Here is a 20656-nt window from a genome sequence, read left to right as displayed (position 1 = left end):
CACTCTAGGGCATTGCCCCCCTCCCCGCCTTGATCCCGCTTAAGATCACCGCAAAATACAGGATTGGATCAGACCCTTATCTCAGGGGCGCCGGATCAGAGCACCACCTTCAAGGCCAGCCCCAGCAGCACCAGACCGCTCACCTTGTCGATGACGAAGGATTTTGCCTTGAGCCAGGCAAGCAGCAGATCGTGCCGCGGGATGACTAGAGCACCACCTTCAAGGCCAGCCCCAGCAGCACCAGACCGCTTACCTTGTCGATGACGAAGGACTTGGCCTTGAGCCAGGCCAATACGGGGCCACGAGAGAGCACCAGCGCCACCAGCACGTACCAGACCGCGTCGATCCCGCCGGTGGTCAGCATCATGATGCCCCCCTCGCGCCAGTCGGTGTCGGCATGCACAAACTGGCTGAACAGGGCGATGAAGAAGACCGCGAGCTGGGGGTTGAGAAAGGCCACCATAAAGCCTTCGAAGGCGCCTTGCCGACCGCGCAGCTGGTGCACCTCTTCGCTCGCCTCCCCCTTGGCGGGTTTGGCCAGCAGCGCCTTGACCCCGAGCCAGGCGAGAAACGCGGCGCCGCCGTAGCGGATAACATCAAACAGCAGCGGGGTCTGGGTGATCAGGATGGCCAGACCCAAAGCCGTGATCAGCGCATAGATGCCAACCCCGAAGCCGTGGCCAAGCGCGGTGGCCACTCCGTGTCCCTGCCCCCCCTGCACCGTGTTGCGGATGATCAGCGCCAGGCTCGGTCCCGGGCTGATGGCGCCCATCACGCAGATTGCAGCCAGTGCCAGCCAACTCGTCAGTTCCATGGTGTTCCTTGTCTCAAGCGGAAGATGAATGTCTGCGCTCAGGGTAAAGGGCCCTTGGTTATGCCAGAAGTGAAAGTTGGGAATAGAACCCATAGCCAACGGCTATAGGCCAACACAAGCGTCTGTTGCTAGCGAGGCAGGATCAACACCTTGCGGCTCGCCGCCACCGTGCGCTGCAGGTGCTCGCGCAGGAAGGGATAGGCCAGTTCGCGAAACCACTTGTGGGCAGGATCCTGATGGTGGCGCTGGTGCCACAGCAGATGATACTGCTGGGTACGGCTGACAAACGGCAGATCACAAAAGTGCAGGGCGTGTTCGCAGGAGAGCTGCCAGGCGATGTGGGCCGGGGTGGTCAGCAGGCAGTCGGTGCGCAGCAACACCTCCACCGCCGCCTGAAAGAAGGGCACCCGGGCAAACCAGCGCCGGGACAGCCCCTGCGGGGCCAGCACCTGTTCCACCGGGCTGTCCTTGTCGCCACCGCCACTCACCTGCAGGTGAGGCCAGGCGAGGTAGTCATCGAGACTGAGCGCCCGCCCCGCCAACGGGTGGTGGCTACCCATCAACACCACCAGCCGATCTTCCCCCTGATGCAGGCCGCGGATCTGATCCGGCACCAGTTCGGTGATGGTGGAAACCATGTCCAGCTCGGATTGCCACAGCTGCGGCAGCAGTCGCTTGTCCCACAGGCTGTACTCCAGCGCCGCCAGCGGCGCCTCCCTGGCCAGCGCCGCGCAGATATCCGGCAGGATGTGCTGGGCCACGTAATCGGAGGAGGCGAGCCGGAACACCCGCTCGCAGCGGCTCGGGTCAAAACCGGGGGCCTCGTAGAGCCGCTCCAGCGCACCGAGGGAGTCCGCCAGCTGGGCAGCCAGCGCCTCGGCCCTCGGTGTAAGCAGCCAGCGCTGCCCCTCCCGCACCAACAACTCGTCGCCAAACTCGCTGCGCAGCTGGCCCAGCTGCTTGCTGATGGAGGGCTGGCTCAGGTGCAGCAGCTCCGCCGCCCGGCTGATGTTGCGAGTCTCCAGCAGCACCTTGAGGGTGGGCAGCAGGTTGAGATTGGCTTTGTGCAAGGGGGGAGTTCCATCCAGTGACGAAAGCCCTATCTTAGGGCAGGCAAGCCCTGTGGTTTAAGCAAAATTTCCCGTTGGCGCTCGTAACCTGGCGTGACCCAGCTGCCAGATAACCATGACCACAAGATGACAGTGGTTGCCTCGTGCGGCATAATTGCGCGATTTTCCGCCCGCGGGCGATCCACTTGAGAAGCGGTAACAAGATGAAATACGCCAATATCACAGGCTGGGGCAAATGCCTGCCTCCCTCCGTACTGACCAACGACGACCTCAGCACCATCATGGATACGTCGGATGAGTGGATCTACCCGCGCACCGGCATCAAGGCTCGCCGCATCTCCCATGTCAGCACGTCCGATCTGGCCACCCTGGCCGGGCGTCGTGCACTGGCCTGCGCCGGGCTGGAAGCCAGCGACCTCGACGGCATCATCCTGGCCACCGCCACGCCGGACAACCTGCTGCCGAGCGCCGCCTCCGCGGTGCAGAAGAAGCTGGGCGCCGTCAATGCCGCCGTGTTCGACCTCAACGCCGCCTGCACCGGTTTCGTCTACTCCCTCTCGGTCGCCACCTCGCTGGTACAGACCGGCATGATGAAGAAGGTGCTGGTGATCGGTGCCGAACGCCTCACCTATCTGCTGGACTGGGCCCGTCGCGATACCGCCGTGCTGTTTGGCGACGGCGCCGGCGCCGTGGTGATCGAGGCGAGCGAGCAGGAGAGCGGCCTGATCGCCAACAAGCTGGGCTGTGACAGCGAGGCGCGCGAGATCCTGCACGTGCCGAACTTCGGTACCGACCGGGTGCGCTTTGCCGACATCGACGGCCTGTTTACCTTCAACTTTGAAGGCCAGGAGATCTTCAAGCGGGCCGTACGCGGCATGGGCGAAGCCACCAATACGGTACTGGCACAGGCCGGCATCGCACCGGAGCAGATCGACCTGATCGTGCCGCACCAGGCCAACATCCGCATCATCGAGACCCTCGCCAAGCGCATGAACGCACCGATGGAGAAGGTGATGGTCAACATCGAGCATTACGGCAACACCTCCGCCGCCACCGTGCCCATCGCCCTGTGCGAGGCACTGGAGCAGGGCCGCGTCCAGCCGAACAGCTATCTGCTGACCGCCGCTTTCGGTGCCGGCCTGACCTGGGGCGCAGCCATCATCAAGTGGGGCGATCGCGTGACGCCCATCAAGGCGTGCGAGGCCGAACTGCCGCCGTGCGACAAGAGCGCGCTCGAGCTTATCGCCCATGCCGTGGAAGGGTGCCAGAAGGCCCACGCCGACGAAGCGTAAATCTACACATACAGCACCAAGAGCCTGCCAATGCAGGCTCTTTTTATTGCCGCGCCCAGCACTTTTCCCCTCCTCCCAGGCTCTGGCCCTCTCACCGCTGTGACTCCCGACGATGGCCCTGTGACAGTCTCCATATTCCAGTTTTCTCAGTAGCGCCCCCCGAATAGGACCAATTTGTAACCAGCCCATTTTTTTGCGCTAACCTTACTGAGCTATTGATAACTAGCAAGTTGGCGCTTGGGTCCCTACCTGAGGGGACGGCGGTTCACCTTCTTCCATCCATATGCAGGGGCAAGTTCGCGTATGACAGACAACACAAGGGCACACTCCTCCCCTTTCTGGGAGCCTGTCAGCTGGGCCTGCGGCCTTGGCTTGGGCCTGTTCAGCACCCTGCTGCTGGTACTTGCAGGCAGCCCCTTGCCGTATCTGCTGGCCAACCTGGTACTGGCCGTGGCTGCCGCCCTGTGGAGTGCCCGCCACTACCACGCCAAACCTGCCGGCAAGCCCGATGAACAAGAACAGACTCCGTCATGGTCCGCTGCCGGGCTCAACCACTCCATCATCGGGCTCGAGCAGGTGTGCGAAAAGGCCGTGCCCATCTGGTCGCAACAGATTGAAAACTCTCGCCAGCAAACCGAAGGGGCCATGATTGACCTCACCCAGCGTTTTGCCGGGCTGACCACCAAGCTGGAAGAGGCGGTCGCCGCCTCCCACAACGCCGCCGGTGATCTGGGCGGCGAGAAATCCGCCGGCATGACCGCCGTGCTGGCCGAGAGTCAGGCCCAGCTCAACCAGGTCGTCGCCATCATGCACTCCACCCAGGCCAACCGTGACGCCATGCTGGCAGAGATAAAAACCCTCACCGCCTACACCATCGAACTCAACACCATGGCGCTCGACGTGGCAAAGATAGCCTCCCAGACCAACCTGCTTGCCCTCAACGCCGCCATCGAGGCGGCCAGGGCCGGTGAAGCGGGTCGTGGCTTCGCGGTGGTGGCGGACGAGGTGCGCACCCTGTCGCGCCTCTCCAGCGAGACCGCCCAGAAGATGACCGACAAGGTCGATACCATCAACACCGGCATCGGCCGGGCCTTCCAGATTGCCGAGAGTGCGGCAGGGCGGGATCAGGCCGCCGTCAGCGACGCCGAACATGCCATCGAACAGGTACTGGAGCGCTTTCGGATGGCCACCACCAGCCTGGCCGAATCGGCTGCCCTGCTGCAGAGCGAGAGTACCGGGATCCACCGTGAGATTTCCGATGTCATCGTTTCGTTACAGTTCCAGGATAGAGTCAGTCAAATCCTTGGCCATGTTCGTCAGAACATGGACAGCCTCAACGATCACCTGATCTCGTCGCGCACCAGAACGCACCAGTCCGGCCCCATCCAGATCGATGCGGAAAGCTGGCTGGCAGACATGGAACTCTCATATGCCACCGATGAGCAGCGCAATATCCATCACGGTCGCAAAACCCCGACGGCAACCCCATCCAGCAACGCTGATGTCACTTTTTTCTAGGAGAGAGATATGGCCAAAACAGTCCTGATCGTGGATGACTCGGCAACCATACGCCAGGTCGTCGGCATGACGCTCAAGGGCGCCGGTTACGAGGTGATGGAGGCTTGTGATGGCAAGGACGCCCTCAAGAAACTCGACGGCAAGAAGATCAACCTCATCATCAGCGACGTCAACATGCCGAACATGGACGGCATCAGCTTCGTCAAGGAGGCCAAGAAACTGGCCAGCTACAAGTTCACCCCGGTGATCATGCTGACTACCGAGTCCCAGGACAGCAAGAAGCAGGAAGGGCAGGCTGCGGGAGCCAAGGCCTGGGTGGTCAAGCCGTTCCAGCCGGACCAGATGCTGGCTGCCGTCGCCAAGCTCATCATGCCCTGAGTCGGGAGGCGTTCATGCCGCTGCATATCGAAACGGGCGAAGAGAAGACAGTTGTGGCCATTGCGGGTGAGATGACCATCTATACCGCAGCCGAACTCAAACAGGCGCTCACACCCCTGCTCTATCGCCAGCAAGAGCTAGAGCTGGATCTCTCCCAGGTCAGCGAAATGGACAGTGCCGGCCTGCAACTGCTGCTGGCCGCCAAGAAGACGGCGCTGCAGGGCGGCTATCCGCTGCATCTGGTCATGCACAGCCATGCGGTACTTGATGCCCTTGAGCTGTGCCAGCTGGCAACCTTCTTCGGCGATCCCACACTCATCCCCCACCCCGATCACGCCTAGCCGGTTCTGCGGACAAGGAGTCATTCGTGAACATCAATCTTGATCAAGCCCTGCAAACCTACATCGCCGAGGCGCGTGAGCTGCTTGAGGAGATGGAGTCCGCACTGCTGACGCTGGAAAACGAGCCGGACAATAGCGAGCTCATCGGCGCCATCTTTCGGGCGGCCCACACCATCAAGGGCTCCGCCGGCCTGTTTGGCCTGCAACCCATCGTCAGCTTCACCCACATCGTCGAGGATCTGCTCGATCAGGTACGCAACCAGCAGCTGGCGATCAGTGAAGCACTCATCAAGGATCTGCTGGAGAGCCGGGATCACATCGAACGCCTGGTCAGCCTGGTGGCCGAACAAGGGGAAGCGCTCGGTGCGGATGAGCAGGCTCAGGATGAGCAGCTGAGAAGCAACCTGGCACGCCATCAAACCACCAGCCAAGCCGGCCTGCCGGAACGAAACCCGCCGGCCGAGACCAGCCTGGTCAGCAAGGAGGAGGGCCATGTCAGCGCCACGTCTCTGTGGCACATCTCCCTGCGCTTTGGCCCGGATGTGCTGCGCAATGGCATGGATCCCACCTCTTTTCTGCGCTACCTCGGCACCATGGGTACCCTCTGCGCCATCGAGACCATTCACCATGCTCTGCCCGACTGGGAACATTTCGATCCGGAGAGCTGCTACTTGGGCTATGAACTCGATCTGGATACCCAGGCCGACAAGAATGCCCTGAGCGATGTGTTCGAATTCGTGCGCGATGACTGCCGTATCACCATTATCCCGCCCCACAGCAAGCTGGCCGAGTACATCGACCTCATCAATGCCCTGCCGGAAGACAACGAGATGCTGGGGCAGTTGCTGGTCAAGACCGGTGCCCTGACGGCCAGCGAGCTGGTACTCGGGCTGCAGACCCAGCATGAACAGCCGCAGACCGACGCCGGCAAACTAGGAGAGATCCTGATTGCCCAGGGTGCCGTCAGCGAGGTGGTGGTGGATGCCGCGCTCAAGAAGCAGAGCCAGAACAAGGAGAGCAAAAACAAGGAGGGACGCTATGTCCGGGTCCATGCCGACAAGCTGGATGACCTGATCAATCTGGTGGGCGAACTGGTGGTCGCCAGCTCGGGAGCCAACCTGCTGGCCCAGCGTTCACGGGACAGCCAGCTGCAGGAGGCCAACTCCACCATTGCCATGCTGGTCGAAGAGATCCGGGATGGTGCGCTGCGCCTGCGCATGGTGCCCATCGGCGATACCTTCAACCGCTTCCAGCGGGTAGTGCGGGATGTCAGCCATGAACTGGACAAAGACATCGCGCTGGTCATCACCGGCGGCGATACCGAACTGGACAAATCAGTGGTGGAGAAGATCGGCGATCCCTTGATGCACCTGGTACGCAACGCCATGGACCACGGCATCGAGCCGGCTGAAAGAAGAGTGGCCGCCGGCAAGCCGGCACGGGGCACCCTGACTCTCAACGCCTATCACGACTCCGGCAGCATCGTCATCGAAATCCAGGACGATGGCGCCGGCCTCAACAAGGCCAAGATCCTGCAAAAGGCGCAAGAACGCGGCCTGGTGACCACCAATACCACCCTGACGGATCAGGAGATCTACCAGCTCATCTTCGAACCCGGCTTCTCCACGGCGGAGGCCATCACCAATCTCTCCGGGCGCGGGGTGGGCATGGATGTGGTCAAACGCAACATCCAGGCCCTGCGTGGCAGTGTCGAACTCGACAGCAAACCCGGCCTCGGCACCCGGGTCCAGATCCGGCTGCCGCTAACTCTGGCCATCATCGATGGTTTTTTGGTGCGCGTCAGCACGACCCACTACGTCATCCCCCTCGACATGGTGATCGAATGCGTGGAGCTGACCCAGAGCGCGCTGGCCGATACCCAGGGACGCAACTACATCAATCTGCGCGGCGAAGTGCTGCCTTTTGTCCGGCTGCAGCACTATTTCGATGTCGAGGGAACCAGAGGTCGCCGGGAAAACATCGTGGTCGTCAGCCACGGCGGCAAGAAATCCGGCCTGGTGGTTGACGAGCTGCTGGGTGAATTCCAGACCGTCATCAAACCGCTTGGCAAGCTGTTCCAGCGCCTGCAGGGGATCAGCGGCTCCACCATTCTGGGAGGTGGTGAAGTTGCCCTCATTCTGGATATCCCCTCTCTCATTCAGCACGCCATCGAGCAGGAGCTGGGCCAGCTGAGCCAGTACGCCATTCCACGTCTGCAAACCCAACCTAGAGTCAATTAACGCCAGGAGCCTGTCATGTTTAAAAACTCCACCATCAAGCTGCGACTCACCATTTTACTCTGCCTGCTCTGCACACTGCTGCTGGGAGTGGGTGCCTTGGGGCTCTACAACATGCAGAGCAGCAACAAGGGTCTGCAGCGGGTCTACAACGATCGGGTGGTGCCGCTCAAACAGCTCAAGACCATCTCAGACAATTATGCCGTCGCCATCATCGACAACGTCAACAAGGCCAATGCGGGCCTCATCAGCGCTGAAGAGGCGCGGCAGCAGATCCAGCATGCCCAGCAGCAGATCAAACTGGAGTGGCAGCATTACCAGGCCACCAAGCTGACCGAAGCCGAGCAGAAGCTGTCAGCCGAGGCCAACAGCCTGTTCAGCGCAGCGGATCGGGATATTACCCGACTGGAAGCGTTTCTCTCGACCCAGCGCGGTGTCGTCACCGGCATGCTCAACGAATTTGACGGCAAGCTGTACAGCTCCATCGATCCCATCGGTGGCAAGATAACCGAGCTGGTCAGCCTGCAGCTCGACGTCGCCAAATCCGAGTACGAGCAGGCGCAGGCCTGGTACGACGTCATGCTGCTCACCATGCTGGCGGTCGTTGCCGCGGGCATGGTGGCTGCCGCCTGGTTTGGCATCGTCCTCATCCGCAGCATCATCTCCCCCATCAACCAGGCACTGCAGGTAGCCAACCACCTGGCCGAAGGCAACCTCGACGTCACCATCGACATCGGTGCCCACGACGAAGCTGGACAACTGCTGCTGGCCATGCAGAACATGGTCAACAAGCTGACCGCACTCATCAACGACATCGAGACCCTGGTGACTGCCGCCGTCGAGCAGGGAAACTTCAGTTACAAGATCGAACTGGATGGACGCCAGGGCTACATCAAGCGGTTGTCCGAACTGCTCAACCGCCTATCCAACGTCACCGACACCAGCCTCAACGATGTGATGCGCATCGCCACCGCCCTGTCGCGGGGTGATCTGACCCAGAAGATAGAACAACCCTATCCGGGTATTTTTGGCCAGACAAAGGATGGCCTCAACAGCACCATAGAGGCGCTGACCGCCATCATCGAAGAAGTGCGCAACGCCGCCGACAACCTGACCAATGCCTCCAACCAGGTCAGCACCACGGCCCAGTCCCTGAGTCAGGCCACCAGCGAACAGGCTGCCAGCGTGGAAGAGACCAGCGCCTCCATCGAGCAGATGAGCGCCAGCATCAACCAGAACACCGACAACGCCAAGGTCACCGACAACATGGCCAGCAGTGCCGTGCTCGAAGCCACCGAAGGTGGCCGCTCGGTCCAGCAGACGGTGGCCGCGATGCAGCAGATCGCCCGCAAGGTCAGCATCATCGACGATATTGCCTACCAGACCAATCTGCTGGCACTCAACGCCGCCATCGAGGCGGCGCGGGCCGGTGAACACGGCAAGGGCTTCGCGGTGGTGGCCGCCGAGGTCCGCAAACTGGCCGAACGCAGCCAGATAGCGGCGCAGGAGATAGGTGAACTCTCATCGAGCAGCGTCGATACTGCCGAGAAGGCCGGCAGCCTGCTCGACAAGATAGTGCCCTCCATTCGCAAGACTTCCGATCTGGTGCAGGAGATCAATGCCGCCTCCGGTGAGCAGGCCAGCGCCGCCAACCAGATAAGCCTCGCTATGAGCCAGCTCAACCAGGTAACCCAGCAAAATGCCGCCAGCAGCGAGGAGCTGGCGGCCACGGCCGAAGAGATGAGCTCTCAGGCCAACGAGCTGCAGCAGACCATGGATTTTTTCTCGCTGGAGAACCTGAGCAAACCGGCAAGGACCCACGAGAGCGGACATAAAGGATTGCCCCCCAGAGGCAAATTTGTCATGCCGACCCAGCACCCACTGCACGGCAATACGGCAGCGCAACCTCAGGTTGACGAGGCCGATTTTGTCCGTTTTTAACCGGAGAGCCCCATGAGCATGTCTACCGAAGTGGCCGTCCAGCATGGCACGCTGGCCCCTGATAACCAGGGCGATGCCCAGTACCTGACCTTTCTCATCAACGGCGAGATGTTTGCCATCAACATCCTCGGGGTCAAGGAGATCATCGAATACGGCAACATCACCCCCATCCCCATGATGCCGAGCTTCATCCGCGGCGTGATCAACCTCAGGGGAGCCGTGGTCTCGGTGGTGGATCTCAATGCCCGCTTTGGCAATGCCCCCTCCAGCATCACCCGTCGCAGTTGCATCGTCATTATCGAGGGAGTGCATCCGGACGATCCGGAACACGGCAATCAGGACATCGGCGTGGTGGTCGACTCCGTCTCCGAAGTGCTGACCATTCCCTGCAATGAGATAGAGCCACCACCGAGTTTCGGGGCTCGCATCCGGGCGGACTTTATCAGCGGCATGGGCAAGGTAAATGGCAAATTTGTCATCCTCATCAATACCGAGAAGGTGCTCTCCATCGACGAAATGGCACAGCTCAGCGAACTGACCCAGCAGCAGGAACGGTTGCTGGAACAGAAGCCACAGACACCGTGATTCAGGCGTAGCAAGCAACAAGAGTGTCGCTCACCACACCACACAGCAATGACATGTCGCACAAGGATAAGGCTCATGACTCAATCATTTTTTGGCAATCTGTTCGGCAACGGCAGCGCTCATGCCTTGCTGCAGGAACAACTGCTCCAGCTCATTGGTGCAACCCGATCGCTCCAGCAGGGGATCAAACAAGGCGACCAGTCAGCCCAGCTTGAACTGGGTTCGCTCAGCGGCCCGCTGCGGGAACTCTGTCAGGAATTCAATACCGTGCTGACGCTGCTGGGGGAGCGCCTTAGCAACACTATCGCCACCATCAGTGCCAACCAGACCCTGTATGACGAAAATCTGCGAGTGCGCAAGGCGCTGGATGGGGCCTCGACCAATGTGATGATCGCCGATACCAATCTCGACATCGTCTATATGAATGAAGCCGTGCTCGCCATGCTGGGCCAGGCCGAATCGGACATTCGCAAGGACCTGCCCAATTTTGATGTCAGACAGCTGATGGGCAAGAACATTGATACCTTCCACAAAGATCCCTCCCATCAGCGCAGCATGCTGGCCAAACTGAACAGCACCTATCGCGCCCAGATAACCGTCGGGGGGCGCATTTTCTCGCTGATCGCCAATCCGGTCTTCAACGATGGCGGCGAACGGCTTGGCTCCGTTGTCGAGTGGGCCGATCGGACCAAGGAGATCGCCATCGAGAACGAGATGAAGGCTGCCAGCGCTGCGGCCAAGATCGCCGCAGCAGAGAGCCTGCGCGTCAAGAAGGCGCTCGATGGTGCCAGCACCAACGTGATGATCGCCGACACCGATCTCAACATCATCTACATGAATGAATCCGTCAAAGAGATGCTGAGCCTGGCTGAACCCGATATTCGCAAAGAACTCTACAACTTCAATGCAGGCACCCTGATGGGAGCCAACATCGACAGCTTCCACAAGAATCCGGGTCATCAGCGCAGCATGCTGGCCAAGCTGAACAATACCTATCGCACCCAGATCCTGCTCGGCGGGCGCACCTTCTCGCTCATCGCCAACCCGGTATTTGGCGACGATGGTGAACGACTGGGCTCCGTGGTCGAGTGGTCGGATCGCACCAAGGAAGTCGCCATCGAACGGGAGATGTCGGAGATCGTGCAGGCGGTGATCAACGGCGAATTGCACCGCCGCATGGACCTGACCGGTAAAAGTGGCTTCTTCCAGACCCTGGGAGAGGGCATCAATCGCATCGCGGAGGTGATCGACACCAGCCTCAACGACGTGATCCGGGTGGTGCAATCCCTGGCCAGAGGCGACCTGACCCAACAGGTCGAGGCCGACTACCCCGGTGTATTTGGCACAACCAAGGACTCCCTCAACCAGACCATCGTCTCGCTGACCAATATCGTCACCGAAGTACGGGGCGCATCTGACAATCTCTCCAGCGCGGCCGAGCAGGTCAGCGCCACCGCCCAGTCCATCAGCCAGTCAAGCAGCGAACAGGCTTCCAGCATGGAAGAGACCAGCGCCTCCATCGAGCAGATGAGCGCCAGCATCAACCAGAACACCGACAATGCTCAGGTCACCGATGGCATGGCCAGCAAGGCCGCCAAGGAGGCCGTGGAAGGCGGTGAGGCCGTCAAGCTCACGGTCGATGCCATGAAACAGATCGCCAAGCGGATCGGCATCATCGACGACATCGCCTATCAGACCAATCTGCTGGCCCTCAATGCCGCCATCGAGGCCGCCCGGGCGGGGGAGCACGGCAAGGGCTTCGCCGTGGTGGCTGCCGAAGTGCGCAAACTGGCGGAGCGCAGCCAGGTAGCGGCCCAGGAGATCGGTGAGCTCGCCTCTAGCAGTGTCGACATGGCGGAGAAGGCGGGCCGTCTGCTCGATCAGATGGTGCCCTCCATCAACAAGACCTCGGATCTGGTGCAGGAGATCAGCGCCGCCTCCGCCGAGCAGTCCACCGGCGTCAGCCAGATCAACATCGCCATGAATCAGCTGAGCCAGGTCACTCAACAAAATGCCTCCTGCAGTGAGGAGCTGGCTGCCACCGCCGAGGAGATGAGCAGCCAGGCAGAGCAGCTGCAGTTGGCGATGGAGTTCTTCACGCTGGAACAGCACAAGCACGGCGCCAACCAGAAGGCACCGGCCCGTGGTGGCCCACGGGGGCGTTTCATGCACGAGGGCAACGGCCAGGAAGGTGTAGGCACCACGCCACGCCCTCACAATGACGCCGACTTTATCCGCTTCTAGCCTGATGCGGGTGGGCCAAGCTCACCCGCATCCCGCTCACCGCAGGGAGTTTGCGCGTGTATCAGACCCAGTTGCATGATGATGAATTTGCGCAGTTTCAACGCTGGATCCACCAGACGGCGGGTATCGACTTGTCTCCGGCCAAGAAGGCCCTGGTCGCCAGTCGCCTGTCAAAGCGGCTCTGCCACTACGAGCTGGAGAGCTACGGCGACTATTTCAGCCTGATCATGAATAACCGGGGGGCAGAGCTGCAGGTTGCACTCGATCTGCTCACCACCAACGAGACCTATTTTTTCCGCGAACCCAAGCACTTTGAATTTCTCGGCAACAAGGTATTGGCACAACTGCCAAAAGAACGGGCGGTGCGGATCTGGAGCGCGGCCAGCTCTTCCGGTGAAGAGCCCTACAGCCTGGCCATGACCCTGGCCGACAATCTGAACCATGGCAGTTGGGAGGTCATCGCCTCGGATATCTCGACCCGCGTGCTGGAGCAGGCCAGAGCGGGGCAATATCCCATCGAGCGGGCCCACAACATCCCGCTGCCATTTTTGATGAAGTACTGCCTGAAAGGGGTCGGTTTTCAGGAAGGCACCTTCATCATCGATCGCAAGCTGCGCGAGAAGGTGCAGTTTCATCACATCAATCTGAATCAGGAACTGCCCGACATCGGGCTGTTCGACGTCATCCTGATCCGCAACGTGATGATCTATTTCAACCGGGAGACCAAGGCCCAGGTACTGCAACGGTTGGTGCCGCGCCTGCGCAAAGGGGGCTATCTCATCGTCAGCCATGCCGAGAGCCTGAACGGTCTGCCTCATGGCCTGCAACTGGTATCGCCTTCCATCTATCTGAAACCATAAGGGTTTCAATATGAGAGAGGTCTCGCTGCAACCCGGAGAATTCTATTTTGGGCAGGATGACACCATCATCCGCACCCATCTTGGTTCCTGTGTGGCCATTACCATGTGGCACCCGGAACAGAAGCGAGGCGGCATGTGCCACTACATGCTGCCCAGCCGCGGTCACAGCACCATGAGTCTGGACGGTCGCTATGCTGATGAGGCAATTCAATTATTTATCAATGAGATAAGCAAATATCCCGCCCCCATCCACGAATACGAGGTCAAGCTGTTTGGTGGCGGCAACATGTTTATCGAACAACAAACGCTCAACACCATGAATGTGGCCATCAGGAACATCAAGGCTGCCTGGCAACTGACCCAGCACCTGGGCCTCACCATCAAGGCCCACCATCTTGGCCATGCGGGACACAGAAGCCTGATTTTTGAGCTGGCCAACGGCAATGTCTGGGTGCGTCATCACCGCTTGCCACATCGCTAAGGGGACGGGAATGAAACAGATCAAGGTCATGCTGGTGGATGATTCCGCCGTGGTCAGGCAGGTATTGCAGGCTATTCTCGAGCAGGAGCCGGATATCAAGGTCATCGCCACCGCGTCTGATCCGCTGTTTGCACTGGAGAAGCTGAAGAAGGAGTGGCCGGACGTGATCGTGCTGGACGTGGAGATGCCGCGCATGGATGGCATTACCTTCCTCACCAAGATCATGGCCGAACACCCCACCCCTGTGGTCATCTGCTCCTCCCTGACCGAGAAGGGAGCAGAGACCACGCTGCAGGCCATGGCCGCTGGCGCCGTGGATATCATCACCAAGCCCACCGTCGGCCTGAAAAGCTTTCTGCAGGAGTCAGCGCAGGAGCTGGCCATGGCGGTACGCGCCGCCGCCCAGGCCAATGTCAGACGACTGGCCAAAGTGCCCACCCCCAGCGTCGCCCCCAAGCTCAACGCAGACGCCATCATGCCCGCCGCCAGCCAGCATGCCATGGCCCAGACCACCGAGCGGATAGTGGCGATCGGTACCTCCACCGGCGGCACCCAGGCGCTGGAAGCCGTGTTGACCACCCTGCCCCGGGTCTGCCCCGGCATCGTCATCGTGCAGCACATGCCGGAGAAGTTCACCGCTTCGTTTGCCGAGCGGCTCAACAGCCTGTGTCAGATAGAAGTGCGGGAGGCCAAGAGCAATGACAGGGTGATCCCCGGGCTGGCGCTGATCGCCCCCGGCGGCAAGCACATGCTGCTCAAACGCAGCGGCGCCTACTATCACGTCGACGTGATGGATGGCCCCCTCATCAACCGCCACCGCCCTTCGGTGGACGTGCTGTTTCGCTCGGTGGCCAAGTTTGCCGGCGGCAATGCCACCGGCATCATCATGACCGGGATGGGGGATGACGGTGCCCGCGGCTTGCGGGAAATGCTGGAGGCCGGCGCCAACACCTTCGCCCAAGATGAGGCCTCCTGCGTGGTCTTCGGCATGCCCAAGGAGGCCATCAAGCTTGGCGCCGCCCGCCATGTCTTGCCGCTGCAGGATATCCATCACGCCATCGTGGGCCGCTAGCAGAGAGATGAGACGACACAGCCCGGCATAACCGGGCTGTTTTATCTCAATGCGGCATATCGTCGAGCAGGGCAAACAGGCGGTCAATCTCGGCCGAGGTGTTGTAGTGCATGCAGCCTATGCGCAGCACCCCATCGCTCACCCCCAGTTGCTCAACCAGTGCCAAGGCATAGAAATGGCCGGCCCAGCTGCATACCTGATGCTGCCCCAAAAACTCGGCCATTTCGGCCGGGGTATGGCGGTTTGACGTCAGGGCGAAGGTCGGGGTGCGCCCCAGGCTGTTGTGAATGCCGTGCAGGGTGAACCAAGGCCGCTCGGCCAGCTTGGCCAGCAGATGTTCACTGAGCTCGCGTTCGTGGGCCTGGCTGCGGGCAAACGCCAGATCGAGGCGAACTTCCAGCTCATGCTCGGTGCCGTCCAACCCAGACAAGGAGGCCAGGTATTCGACGGTGGCCTCCACCCCGGCCAGCGCTTCCCAGCTCTGGGTGCCGGTCTCCCACTTGTAGGGCGCCACGTTCTTGGCCGGTTCAACCTTGTAGGGAGTGAAATGCGTCAGGTGGCGATGTTTGCCGTAGAGAATGCCGAGATGCGGGCCGAAGAACTTGTAGGCGGAACACCCCAGAAAATCGCAATCCCAGGCTTGCACATCGATACGCTCGTGGGGCGCAAAGTGAACCGCATCGACATAGAGCAGTGCCCCTACCCCGTGCACCGCATCGGCGATGCGAGGGATATCGACCAGGGTGCCGGTAGTATTGGAGGCCGCCGTCACCGCCACCAGCCGGGTCTTGGGCCCCAGCAGGCTGCACAGATGCTCATAGTCCAGCCCACCGGTGGCCACGTCCACTCTTGCCTGATGCACCACCACGCCGCGATCCGCCGCCGCTTGCTGCCAGCTGGAGACATTGGAGTAATGATCGAGCGCGCTGACGATGATCTCGTCACCGGCCTGCCACTCCCGCGCCAGCGCTCGGCTGAGCGCAAAGGTCAGGGTGGTGAAGTTGGCGCCAAACACTATCTCCTCTGCCCACTCAGCCCCCAGCAACGCAGCCACCGCCTGCCTGGCCCGCAGTGCCTGCTGCTCGGTCACCCTGGCCGAGAAAAAGGGGCCACCCAGATTGGCGTTGAAGTGACCGAGGTAATCGGTCATGGCGGCGAGTACGGCATGTGGCACCTGAGCGCCGCCGGGGCCGTCGAAGAAGATGGGGGCTTTGCCCTCAACCAGCTGATTGAGAGCGGGAAACTGGCCGCGCAACACGGCGATATCGAGAGCCTGCATAGGGAGAGTCCACAATCCATGTTAACAGTTGAATAACATGGCGAGAGTAAAATGCGGCAGCAGCAATGTCCATCAAGGAAGCGGTCAGCCATCACACTTAGAAGAGAAGGTGATTTTTTCAGTACAAAACGCTACTCGGTACATCTTGTCTGGTGACGCTTCACACCCGCGATGAGTCCTGGATCTGGTCTGACAGCGACAGGGAAGTCGTTGATAAGCGTGAAAAATGAGCGACAAATATCAAAAAATGACCGAATGGCACTTTTTTATCGCCAGATAGGGCCACCAGGGGTTCACAAAGAGCGAAGATCTGATAGTATGCGCCTCGCACTTGGGGAGGGGTTCCCGAGCGGCCAAAGGGATCAGACTGTAAATCTGACGGCTCTGCCTTCGAAGGTTCGAATCCTTCTCCCTCCACCATTCAAGTGCAATAATCAGGAAAATACCCCGTGGAGGGGTTCCCGAGCGGCCAAAGGGATCAGACTGTAAATCTGACGGCTCTGCCTTCGAAGGTTCGAATCCTTCTCCCTCCACCATCTTCCTGAACACAATATGCAAGGCCCCTGTGGAGGGGTTCCCGAGCGGCCAAAGGGATCAGACTGTAAATCTGACGGCTCTGCCTTCGAAGGTTCGAATCCTTCTCCCTCCACCATCATTCAAGAAAACCCGGCCCAGTGCCGGGTTTTCGCTTTTCACGCGTCTATCCATTTGACACTGTCAGATCTGACAATTGCCTGCCGGCCCGCTTTTGGAAACAGTATTGCCATTGCACCAAGAGACATGACCATGTTCGAGATCTGGGATGAAAAGGGACAGGCAACCGGGCTGAGTCTGCCGCAGCTGCAGCAACGACTGAGCTCCTATCGCGGCGAGGTGATGGTGCGCTACATCAACCGCATCGGCCTGCCGACCACCCTGTTTCTGACCGTCGACCAGGGCCTTGCCTATCAGCGCTTCAAGGCCGATACCCCCCTGCTCGACTGGGACTGGCTGGCACAGGCCGTGCAGCCCGCGCCCTCCTCCGGTCACCCTGCGTCATCATCAGATAGCCACAGCAGGCTGACGACAGTCTCGGGATAGTGCCGCTAGCTCATCGACAAGTTGTTGCAAAACATCGCGAAATTTCATCAACTCCACCTCGCATCCTGCACGCCCATCTTTGCGGATTTGCTCTTCCAGATGCCATGCCTGCTCTGCAACTCCGTCAACCCTCATCATGGCTATCGTTCCAGCCTGCCGATGCACCCAATTTGCAAGCGCCTTGTCATCCTCATGGCTCAAGCCAAGGGACTGTTCCAGCTCCTGACGAAACGACACCAGCATTGTCTCAAGTGAAGAACCAAATGCTGCCTGTAACACGTTGATGTCGAGCAACCTGGGTACCGGCAATATCTGCCACTTCATCAGCATCTGGCGCAGTCCGTCCATGAGTACGGGCTTGCCCAGCACATCATTCATGCCGGCCGCCAGACAACGCTGTGCCTGCTCCGGCAACACATTGGCCGTCATGGCAATGATGGGGAGTTGTGCCAGCCCCTCTGTGGCCCGCACCCGACGGGTAAACTCATAACCATCCATCACCGGCATCTGGCAATCGCACAGGATCAGGTCATAGCGGTGAAAAGTCAGCATGGCGAGCGCCTGTCGACCATTCTCAGCCAGATCGCACTGCAAATTGAGCTGTTTGAGCTGGCGCTGCACCAAAACCTGATTCAGGTGGTGATCCTCGACGACCAGCAATCGCTGTGGCAACAGTGGTTCATCCGATCCAACAGACGAAAAATCGGACGACAGTTGCTCGGCCAGGCCCAGCTGGCGATAACAGACATCCCTCACGGCCTGCCAGGTCAGGGGATTACTGTTGAGGCAATAATGACCATCATCACGAAGCTGATAACCCAGCACGTTGCCAAGCGGCGCGACCCGGATGGCGGCCGGCTCATTCAGGTCGCCAAACAACAAGTGCGCGCCCTGTGGGGCTTCACACAGCCGCAGCCCCAGCGACAGCAGATGCAACCGTAGCGTGTGGTGCAGTTTGCCATCCGGCAATGCCATGAAGACGTTCAGCCCCGCCAGCTTGGTATCCAGCTCGTGGCGCGCTTCCAGTGCCAGGGGGATAGACAAGCCGATATGGGTACCCAGCCCCGGGGCACTCTCAAGCCTCAATCGCCCCCCCATCAAGGTCGCCAGTGTCTGACTGATACTGAGACCAAGTCCGGTCCCCCCATAGCTGCGGGTCGTGGCGCCATCCGCCTGCTCGAAGGCATTGAAAACACGGGCCTGCACATCTTCGCTCATGCCGATGCCGGTATCCTGCACCCCAAGCAACAGCCACTGCTCTTCATCCGTCTCTCCTTCTAATCTGATCGACAGTTCGATGAAGCCGCGATCGGTGAACTTGATCGCATTGCTGGCCAGGTTGAACAGCACCTGCTTGAGCCTCAGCACATCACCATAGAAACGGGCGCCCACTTCATCATCAACACGCAGATAGAGTTGCAACCCTTTGCGCTGCAACTCGCTACTGGTCATTGTCAGCACGCTGTCGATGAGCTCACGCAGCAGAAAGCTGGTGGGTGCCAACTCCATCTTGCCGGCATCCAGCTTGGAGTAATCCAGCACATTGCCTATCAGCTGGAGCAGTCCTTCCGCCCCCTGATTGATGATGCCCACCATCTGGCGCTGCTCCGGATCGAGCGAGGTAAAACGCAGCTGTTCCGCCATCCCGATGATGCCGTTCATGGGGGTCCGGATCTCGTGGCTCATGGTGGCGAGGAAGTCGGCCTTCTGCCTGGCGGCCAGCTCAGCCGCCTCCTTGGCTAAAGCCAGATCGGCCTCCACCTGACGCCGGCGGGTTATCTCCTGGCGCAGGTGAAAGTAAGCGATAGAGAGTGAAAGAATAAACAGGGTGATACCGGTGCCGACAGGGATCAGGGTACTGACCAGCTTGTGCCATGAAATACCCTCGTTGTAGTTCACCGCCAGCCAGCTGTTGCGGATCTGCCGCTTTTCCTTGTCGCTCATGCTGGCGAGTACCCGGTTGATAAGCGGCAGCAGCGGGGCATAGGCTTCTCTCACCGCGACCGCCAGTTCATCTCTGAAAGGAGTGGGCGCGACAATATGCAGCGAGTCATCAAAGTGTTCGTTGATGAGCCGTGATATCACCGCCAGATTGCCCATATAGGCATCGCCCTTGCCGGAGGCCACCATCGCCAACCCCTCTTTTGGACTGGAAACAACCGTGGTCTGTATGTCAGGGATCCGGGACTTCAACTCGGTAATCAACAAGCTGTCGGTAACGAGCAAGTGCTTGCCCGCCAGCTCTGCAAATCCCCCAAAAGTACTGCTACCACGAGACATGGCGATGACCACGGGAAAGGACGCAATAGGTTGACTCACCTGCCAGCCCGCAACCCTCTGGCTGATTCGAATAGGAATGACTGCGATGTCAGCGTCTTGATGGAGCAATGCCTGCAGCAACTCTGGCCAACTCTGATCAACACGGTATTGATAGGCCAAGCCCAGCTTGTCCTTGAACACATCCAGATAATCGCCTATCAACCCCGTCAATTTACCCTCGTGATCCGCATAGGAAAACGGCACCCACCCAGGAATAAAACCCAGCCTGAGAGGAGGCAGACGGGAGAGCCACTCACGCTCATCAGGGCGCAGTAAAAAACCGCTGTGTCCCTGAAAACTCAAGCTGCCATCACTTAACCAGCTCTGTTCAAGAGCACTGCGCTCTTCCACCGTCAGCGCCTGAATCGCGGTATCAAACCGGACTCCCAGTCTGGATTTATGTTTGCTGATACCAAGGTGCAGGCTCTCCATCAACAAGGGGGCCTGAGCAACCACGGCCAGTTCTGGATGCTGGGCAATAAACTGATTCGTGACATGCAAATTGCCGATATAGGCATCGGCTCTCTTGTCCAAAACGGCTTGCAGAGCCATGTCGGTATCTCGAAACAACAGACGCAATACATCCGGATAGTAGGCTCTAACCAGCTTCTCGGTTAAAAAACCTGCCTCTATAGCCATTCGAGATTTACTTAAACCACTGACATCTCTAAAAAAAGGTGCATCATGGCGCACCACCACCACTGTTGGCGAAGAATAATAGGGGCGGCTGTAGGTAACACACTCTCGTTCATCTGCACGAAAGGCATCCAGCAGAATATCAACCTGACCCGCACAACTCGCCATATATAACTGGTTCCAATCCGGATAGGCTTTCCATTCAATGCGATAGTCAAGGTTCTTGGCCAATATGGTAATCAGCTCGACACTGAAGCCGCTGGCATTATGTCCATCCCACCGCTGAAATGGTCCCCAGCCGCCAGTCAATAACCCGACTTTTATTGTTGGTAATGAGTTGTCTTTATGAGCGAATGATAACCTTGGAAATATGCATAAATTAAATACCATTATAACGATTATGCATCGATATACGCTCATATGGAGACATCTCACTATACCAATTCTGAAGGAGTGGATATTATCTAAGTACTAAAAAATGGTCGTGCAAAGTAGTATAGAAATGAAAT

General features: G+C 59.4%; 16 protein-coding genes and 3 tRNA genes. 15 read left to right on the top strand and 4 right to left on the bottom strand.

Going from position 1 to position 20656, the window contains the following annotated elements; all coding sequences use genetic code 11:
- Window positions 1–205: 205 nt before the first annotated feature.
- Complete coding sequence (locus OKC29_RS11025; protein ID WP_162275625.1) at window positions 206–814, bottom strand: LysE family translocator; 609 nt, start codon at window positions 812–814, stop codon at window positions 206–208.
- A 128-nt stretch (window positions 815–942) separates the two neighbouring features.
- Window positions 943–1884, bottom strand: coding sequence for a LysR family transcriptional regulator (locus OKC29_RS11020; RefSeq protein WP_073349115.1), 942 nt, complete (start codon window positions 1882–1884; stop codon window positions 943–945).
- Window positions 1885–2087: 203 nt separating this feature from the next.
- Between OKC29_RS11020 and OKC29_RS11015 the strand changes: the two genes are divergently transcribed.
- From OKC29_RS11015 to OKC29_RS10965, 11 genes are all read left to right on the top strand, one after another.
- Window positions 2088–3176, top strand: a complete 1089-nt coding sequence (locus OKC29_RS11015; protein ID WP_016349740.1) for a ketoacyl-ACP synthase III — start codon at window positions 2088–2090, stop codon at window positions 3174–3176.
- A 303-nt stretch (window positions 3177–3479) separates the two neighbouring features.
- Window positions 3480–4694 (top strand): methyl-accepting chemotaxis protein, encoded by a 1215-nt coding sequence (locus OKC29_RS11010; protein WP_073349113.1) that lies wholly within the window; start codon window positions 3480–3482, stop codon window positions 4692–4694.
- A gap of 9 nt (window positions 4695–4703) precedes the next feature.
- Window positions 4704–5072, top strand: a complete 369-nt coding sequence (locus OKC29_RS11005; RefSeq protein ID WP_011704967.1) for a response regulator — start codon at window positions 4704–4706, stop codon at window positions 5070–5072.
- 14 nt (window positions 5073–5086) lie between these two features.
- Entirely contained in the window at window positions 5087–5413 is a 327-nt protein-coding gene (locus tag OKC29_RS11000; protein ID WP_017408761.1) for an STAS domain-containing protein, read from the top strand.
- 26 nt (window positions 5414–5439) lie between these two features.
- Window positions 5440–7653: a chemotaxis protein CheA gene (locus tag OKC29_RS10995; protein WP_073349111.1), complete on the top strand. Its 2214-nt coding sequence runs from the start codon at window positions 5440–5442 to the stop codon at window positions 7651–7653.
- A gap of 15 nt (window positions 7654–7668) precedes the next feature.
- Window positions 7669–9591: a methyl-accepting chemotaxis protein gene (locus OKC29_RS10990; protein WP_073349109.1), complete on the top strand. Its 1923-nt coding sequence runs from the start codon at window positions 7669–7671 to the stop codon at window positions 9589–9591.
- Window positions 9592–9603: 12 nt separating this feature from the next.
- Complete coding sequence (locus tag OKC29_RS10985; RefSeq protein ID WP_029301654.1) at window positions 9604–10176, top strand: chemotaxis protein CheW; 573 nt, start codon at window positions 9604–9606, stop codon at window positions 10174–10176.
- A gap of 75 nt (window positions 10177–10251) precedes the next feature.
- Window positions 10252–12420 carry a methyl-accepting chemotaxis protein gene (locus OKC29_RS10980; protein ID WP_073349107.1) on the top strand — a complete coding sequence of 723 codons (2169 nt, stop codon included), beginning with the start codon at window positions 10252–10254 and terminating at the stop codon, window positions 12418–12420.
- A 56-nt stretch (window positions 12421–12476) separates the two neighbouring features.
- The gene (locus OKC29_RS10975) at window positions 12477–13280 is read left to right on the top strand and encodes a CheR family methyltransferase (RefSeq protein ID WP_029301656.1); all 804 of its coding nucleotides are present in this window, start codon (window positions 12477–12479) and stop codon (window positions 13278–13280) included.
- A 10-nt stretch (window positions 13281–13290) separates the two neighbouring features.
- Entirely contained in the window at window positions 13291–13761 is a 471-nt protein-coding gene (gene cheD / locus OKC29_RS10970) for a chemoreceptor glutamine deamidase CheD (RefSeq protein ID WP_011704960.1), read from the top strand.
- A 10-nt stretch (window positions 13762–13771) separates the two neighbouring features.
- Window positions 13772–14833, top strand: a complete 1062-nt coding sequence (locus OKC29_RS10965) for a protein-glutamate methylesterase/protein-glutamine glutaminase (RefSeq protein ID WP_039215468.1) — start codon at window positions 13772–13774, stop codon at window positions 14831–14833.
- 46 nt (window positions 14834–14879) lie between these two features.
- Here the strand turns inward: OKC29_RS10965 and OKC29_RS10960 are convergent, their stop codons facing one another.
- Window positions 14880–16112: a cysteine desulfurase-like protein gene (locus OKC29_RS10960; RefSeq protein ID WP_162275624.1), complete on the bottom strand. Its 1233-nt coding sequence runs from the start codon at window positions 16110–16112 to the stop codon at window positions 14880–14882.
- Between the two features lie 335 nt (window positions 16113–16447).
- Between OKC29_RS10960 and OKC29_RS10955 the strand changes: the two genes are divergently transcribed.
- The 4 genes from OKC29_RS10955 to OKC29_RS10940 all read left to right on the top strand — a co-directional run bounded on the left by OKC29_RS10955 (window position 16448) and on the right by OKC29_RS10940 (window position 17192).
- A tRNA-Tyr gene (locus OKC29_RS10955) sits at window positions 16448–16532 on the top strand.
- Between the two features lie 31 nt (window positions 16533–16563).
- Window positions 16564–16648 (top strand) — tRNA-Tyr (locus OKC29_RS10950).
- Window positions 16649–16679: 31 nt separating this feature from the next.
- Window positions 16680–16764 (top strand) — tRNA-Tyr (locus OKC29_RS10945).
- Window positions 16765–16898: 134 nt separating this feature from the next.
- Complete coding sequence (locus tag OKC29_RS10940; protein WP_073349103.1) at window positions 16899–17192, top strand: hypothetical protein; 294 nt, start codon at window positions 16899–16901, stop codon at window positions 17190–17192.
- Here the strand turns inward: OKC29_RS10940 and OKC29_RS10935 are convergent.
- The gene (locus OKC29_RS10935) at window positions 17154–20567 is read right to left on the bottom strand and encodes a transporter substrate-binding domain-containing protein (RefSeq protein WP_226031133.1); all 3414 of its coding nucleotides are present in this window, start codon (window positions 20565–20567) and stop codon (window positions 17154–17156) included. The two genes, OKC29_RS10940 and OKC29_RS10935, sit on opposite strands and share 39 nt — an antisense overlap.
- Window positions 20568–20656 lie beyond the last annotated feature (89 nt).

The sequence above is a fragment of the Aeromonas sp. QDB34 genome (genome assembly GCF_027705405.1).
Classification (GTDB): domain Bacteria; phylum Pseudomonadota; class Gammaproteobacteria; order Enterobacterales; family Aeromonadaceae; genus Aeromonas; species Aeromonas hydrophila.
Note: the sequence above shows the minus strand (reverse complement) of the source record. Positions and strands in the feature narration are given on the sequence as shown.

Coding starts and splice junctions, on each gene's coding strand:
- OKC29_RS11025 (WP_162275625.1), bottom strand. CDS start 814: ATGGAACTGACGAGTTGGCTGGCACTGGCTGCAATCTGCGTGATGGGC.
- OKC29_RS11015 (WP_016349740.1), top strand. CDS start 2,088: ATGAAATACGCCAATATCACAGGCTGGGGCAAATGCCTGCCTCCCTCC.
- OKC29_RS11010 (WP_073349113.1), top strand. CDS start 3,480: ATGACAGACAACACAAGGGCACACTCCTCCCCTTTCTGGGAGCCTGTC.
- OKC29_RS11005 (WP_011704967.1), top strand. CDS start 4,704: ATGGCCAAAACAGTCCTGATCGTGGATGACTCGGCAACCATACGCCAG.
- OKC29_RS11000 (WP_017408761.1), top strand. CDS start 5,087: ATGCCGCTGCATATCGAAACGGGCGAAGAGAAGACAGTTGTGGCCATT.
- OKC29_RS10990 (WP_073349109.1), top strand. CDS start 7,669: ATGTTTAAAAACTCCACCATCAAGCTGCGACTCACCATTTTACTCTGC.
- OKC29_RS10985 (WP_029301654.1), top strand. CDS start 9,604: ATGAGCATGTCTACCGAAGTGGCCGTCCAGCATGGCACGCTGGCCCCT.
- OKC29_RS10980 (WP_073349107.1), top strand. CDS start 10,252: ATGACTCAATCATTTTTTGGCAATCTGTTCGGCAACGGCAGCGCTCAT.
- cheD (WP_011704960.1), top strand. CDS start 13,291: ATGAGAGAGGTCTCGCTGCAACCCGGAGAATTCTATTTTGGGCAGGAT.
- OKC29_RS10965 (WP_039215468.1), top strand. CDS start 13,772: ATGAAACAGATCAAGGTCATGCTGGTGGATGATTCCGCCGTGGTCAGG.
- OKC29_RS10960 (WP_162275624.1), bottom strand. CDS start 16,112: ATGCAGGCTCTCGATATCGCCGTGTTGCGCGGCCAGTTTCCCGCTCTC.
- OKC29_RS10940 (WP_073349103.1), top strand. CDS start 16,899: ATGTTCGAGATCTGGGATGAAAAGGGACAGGCAACCGGGCTGAGTCTG.
- OKC29_RS10935 (WP_226031133.1), bottom strand. CDS start 20,567: ATGAGCGTATATCGATGCATAATCGTTATAATGGTATTTAATTTATGC.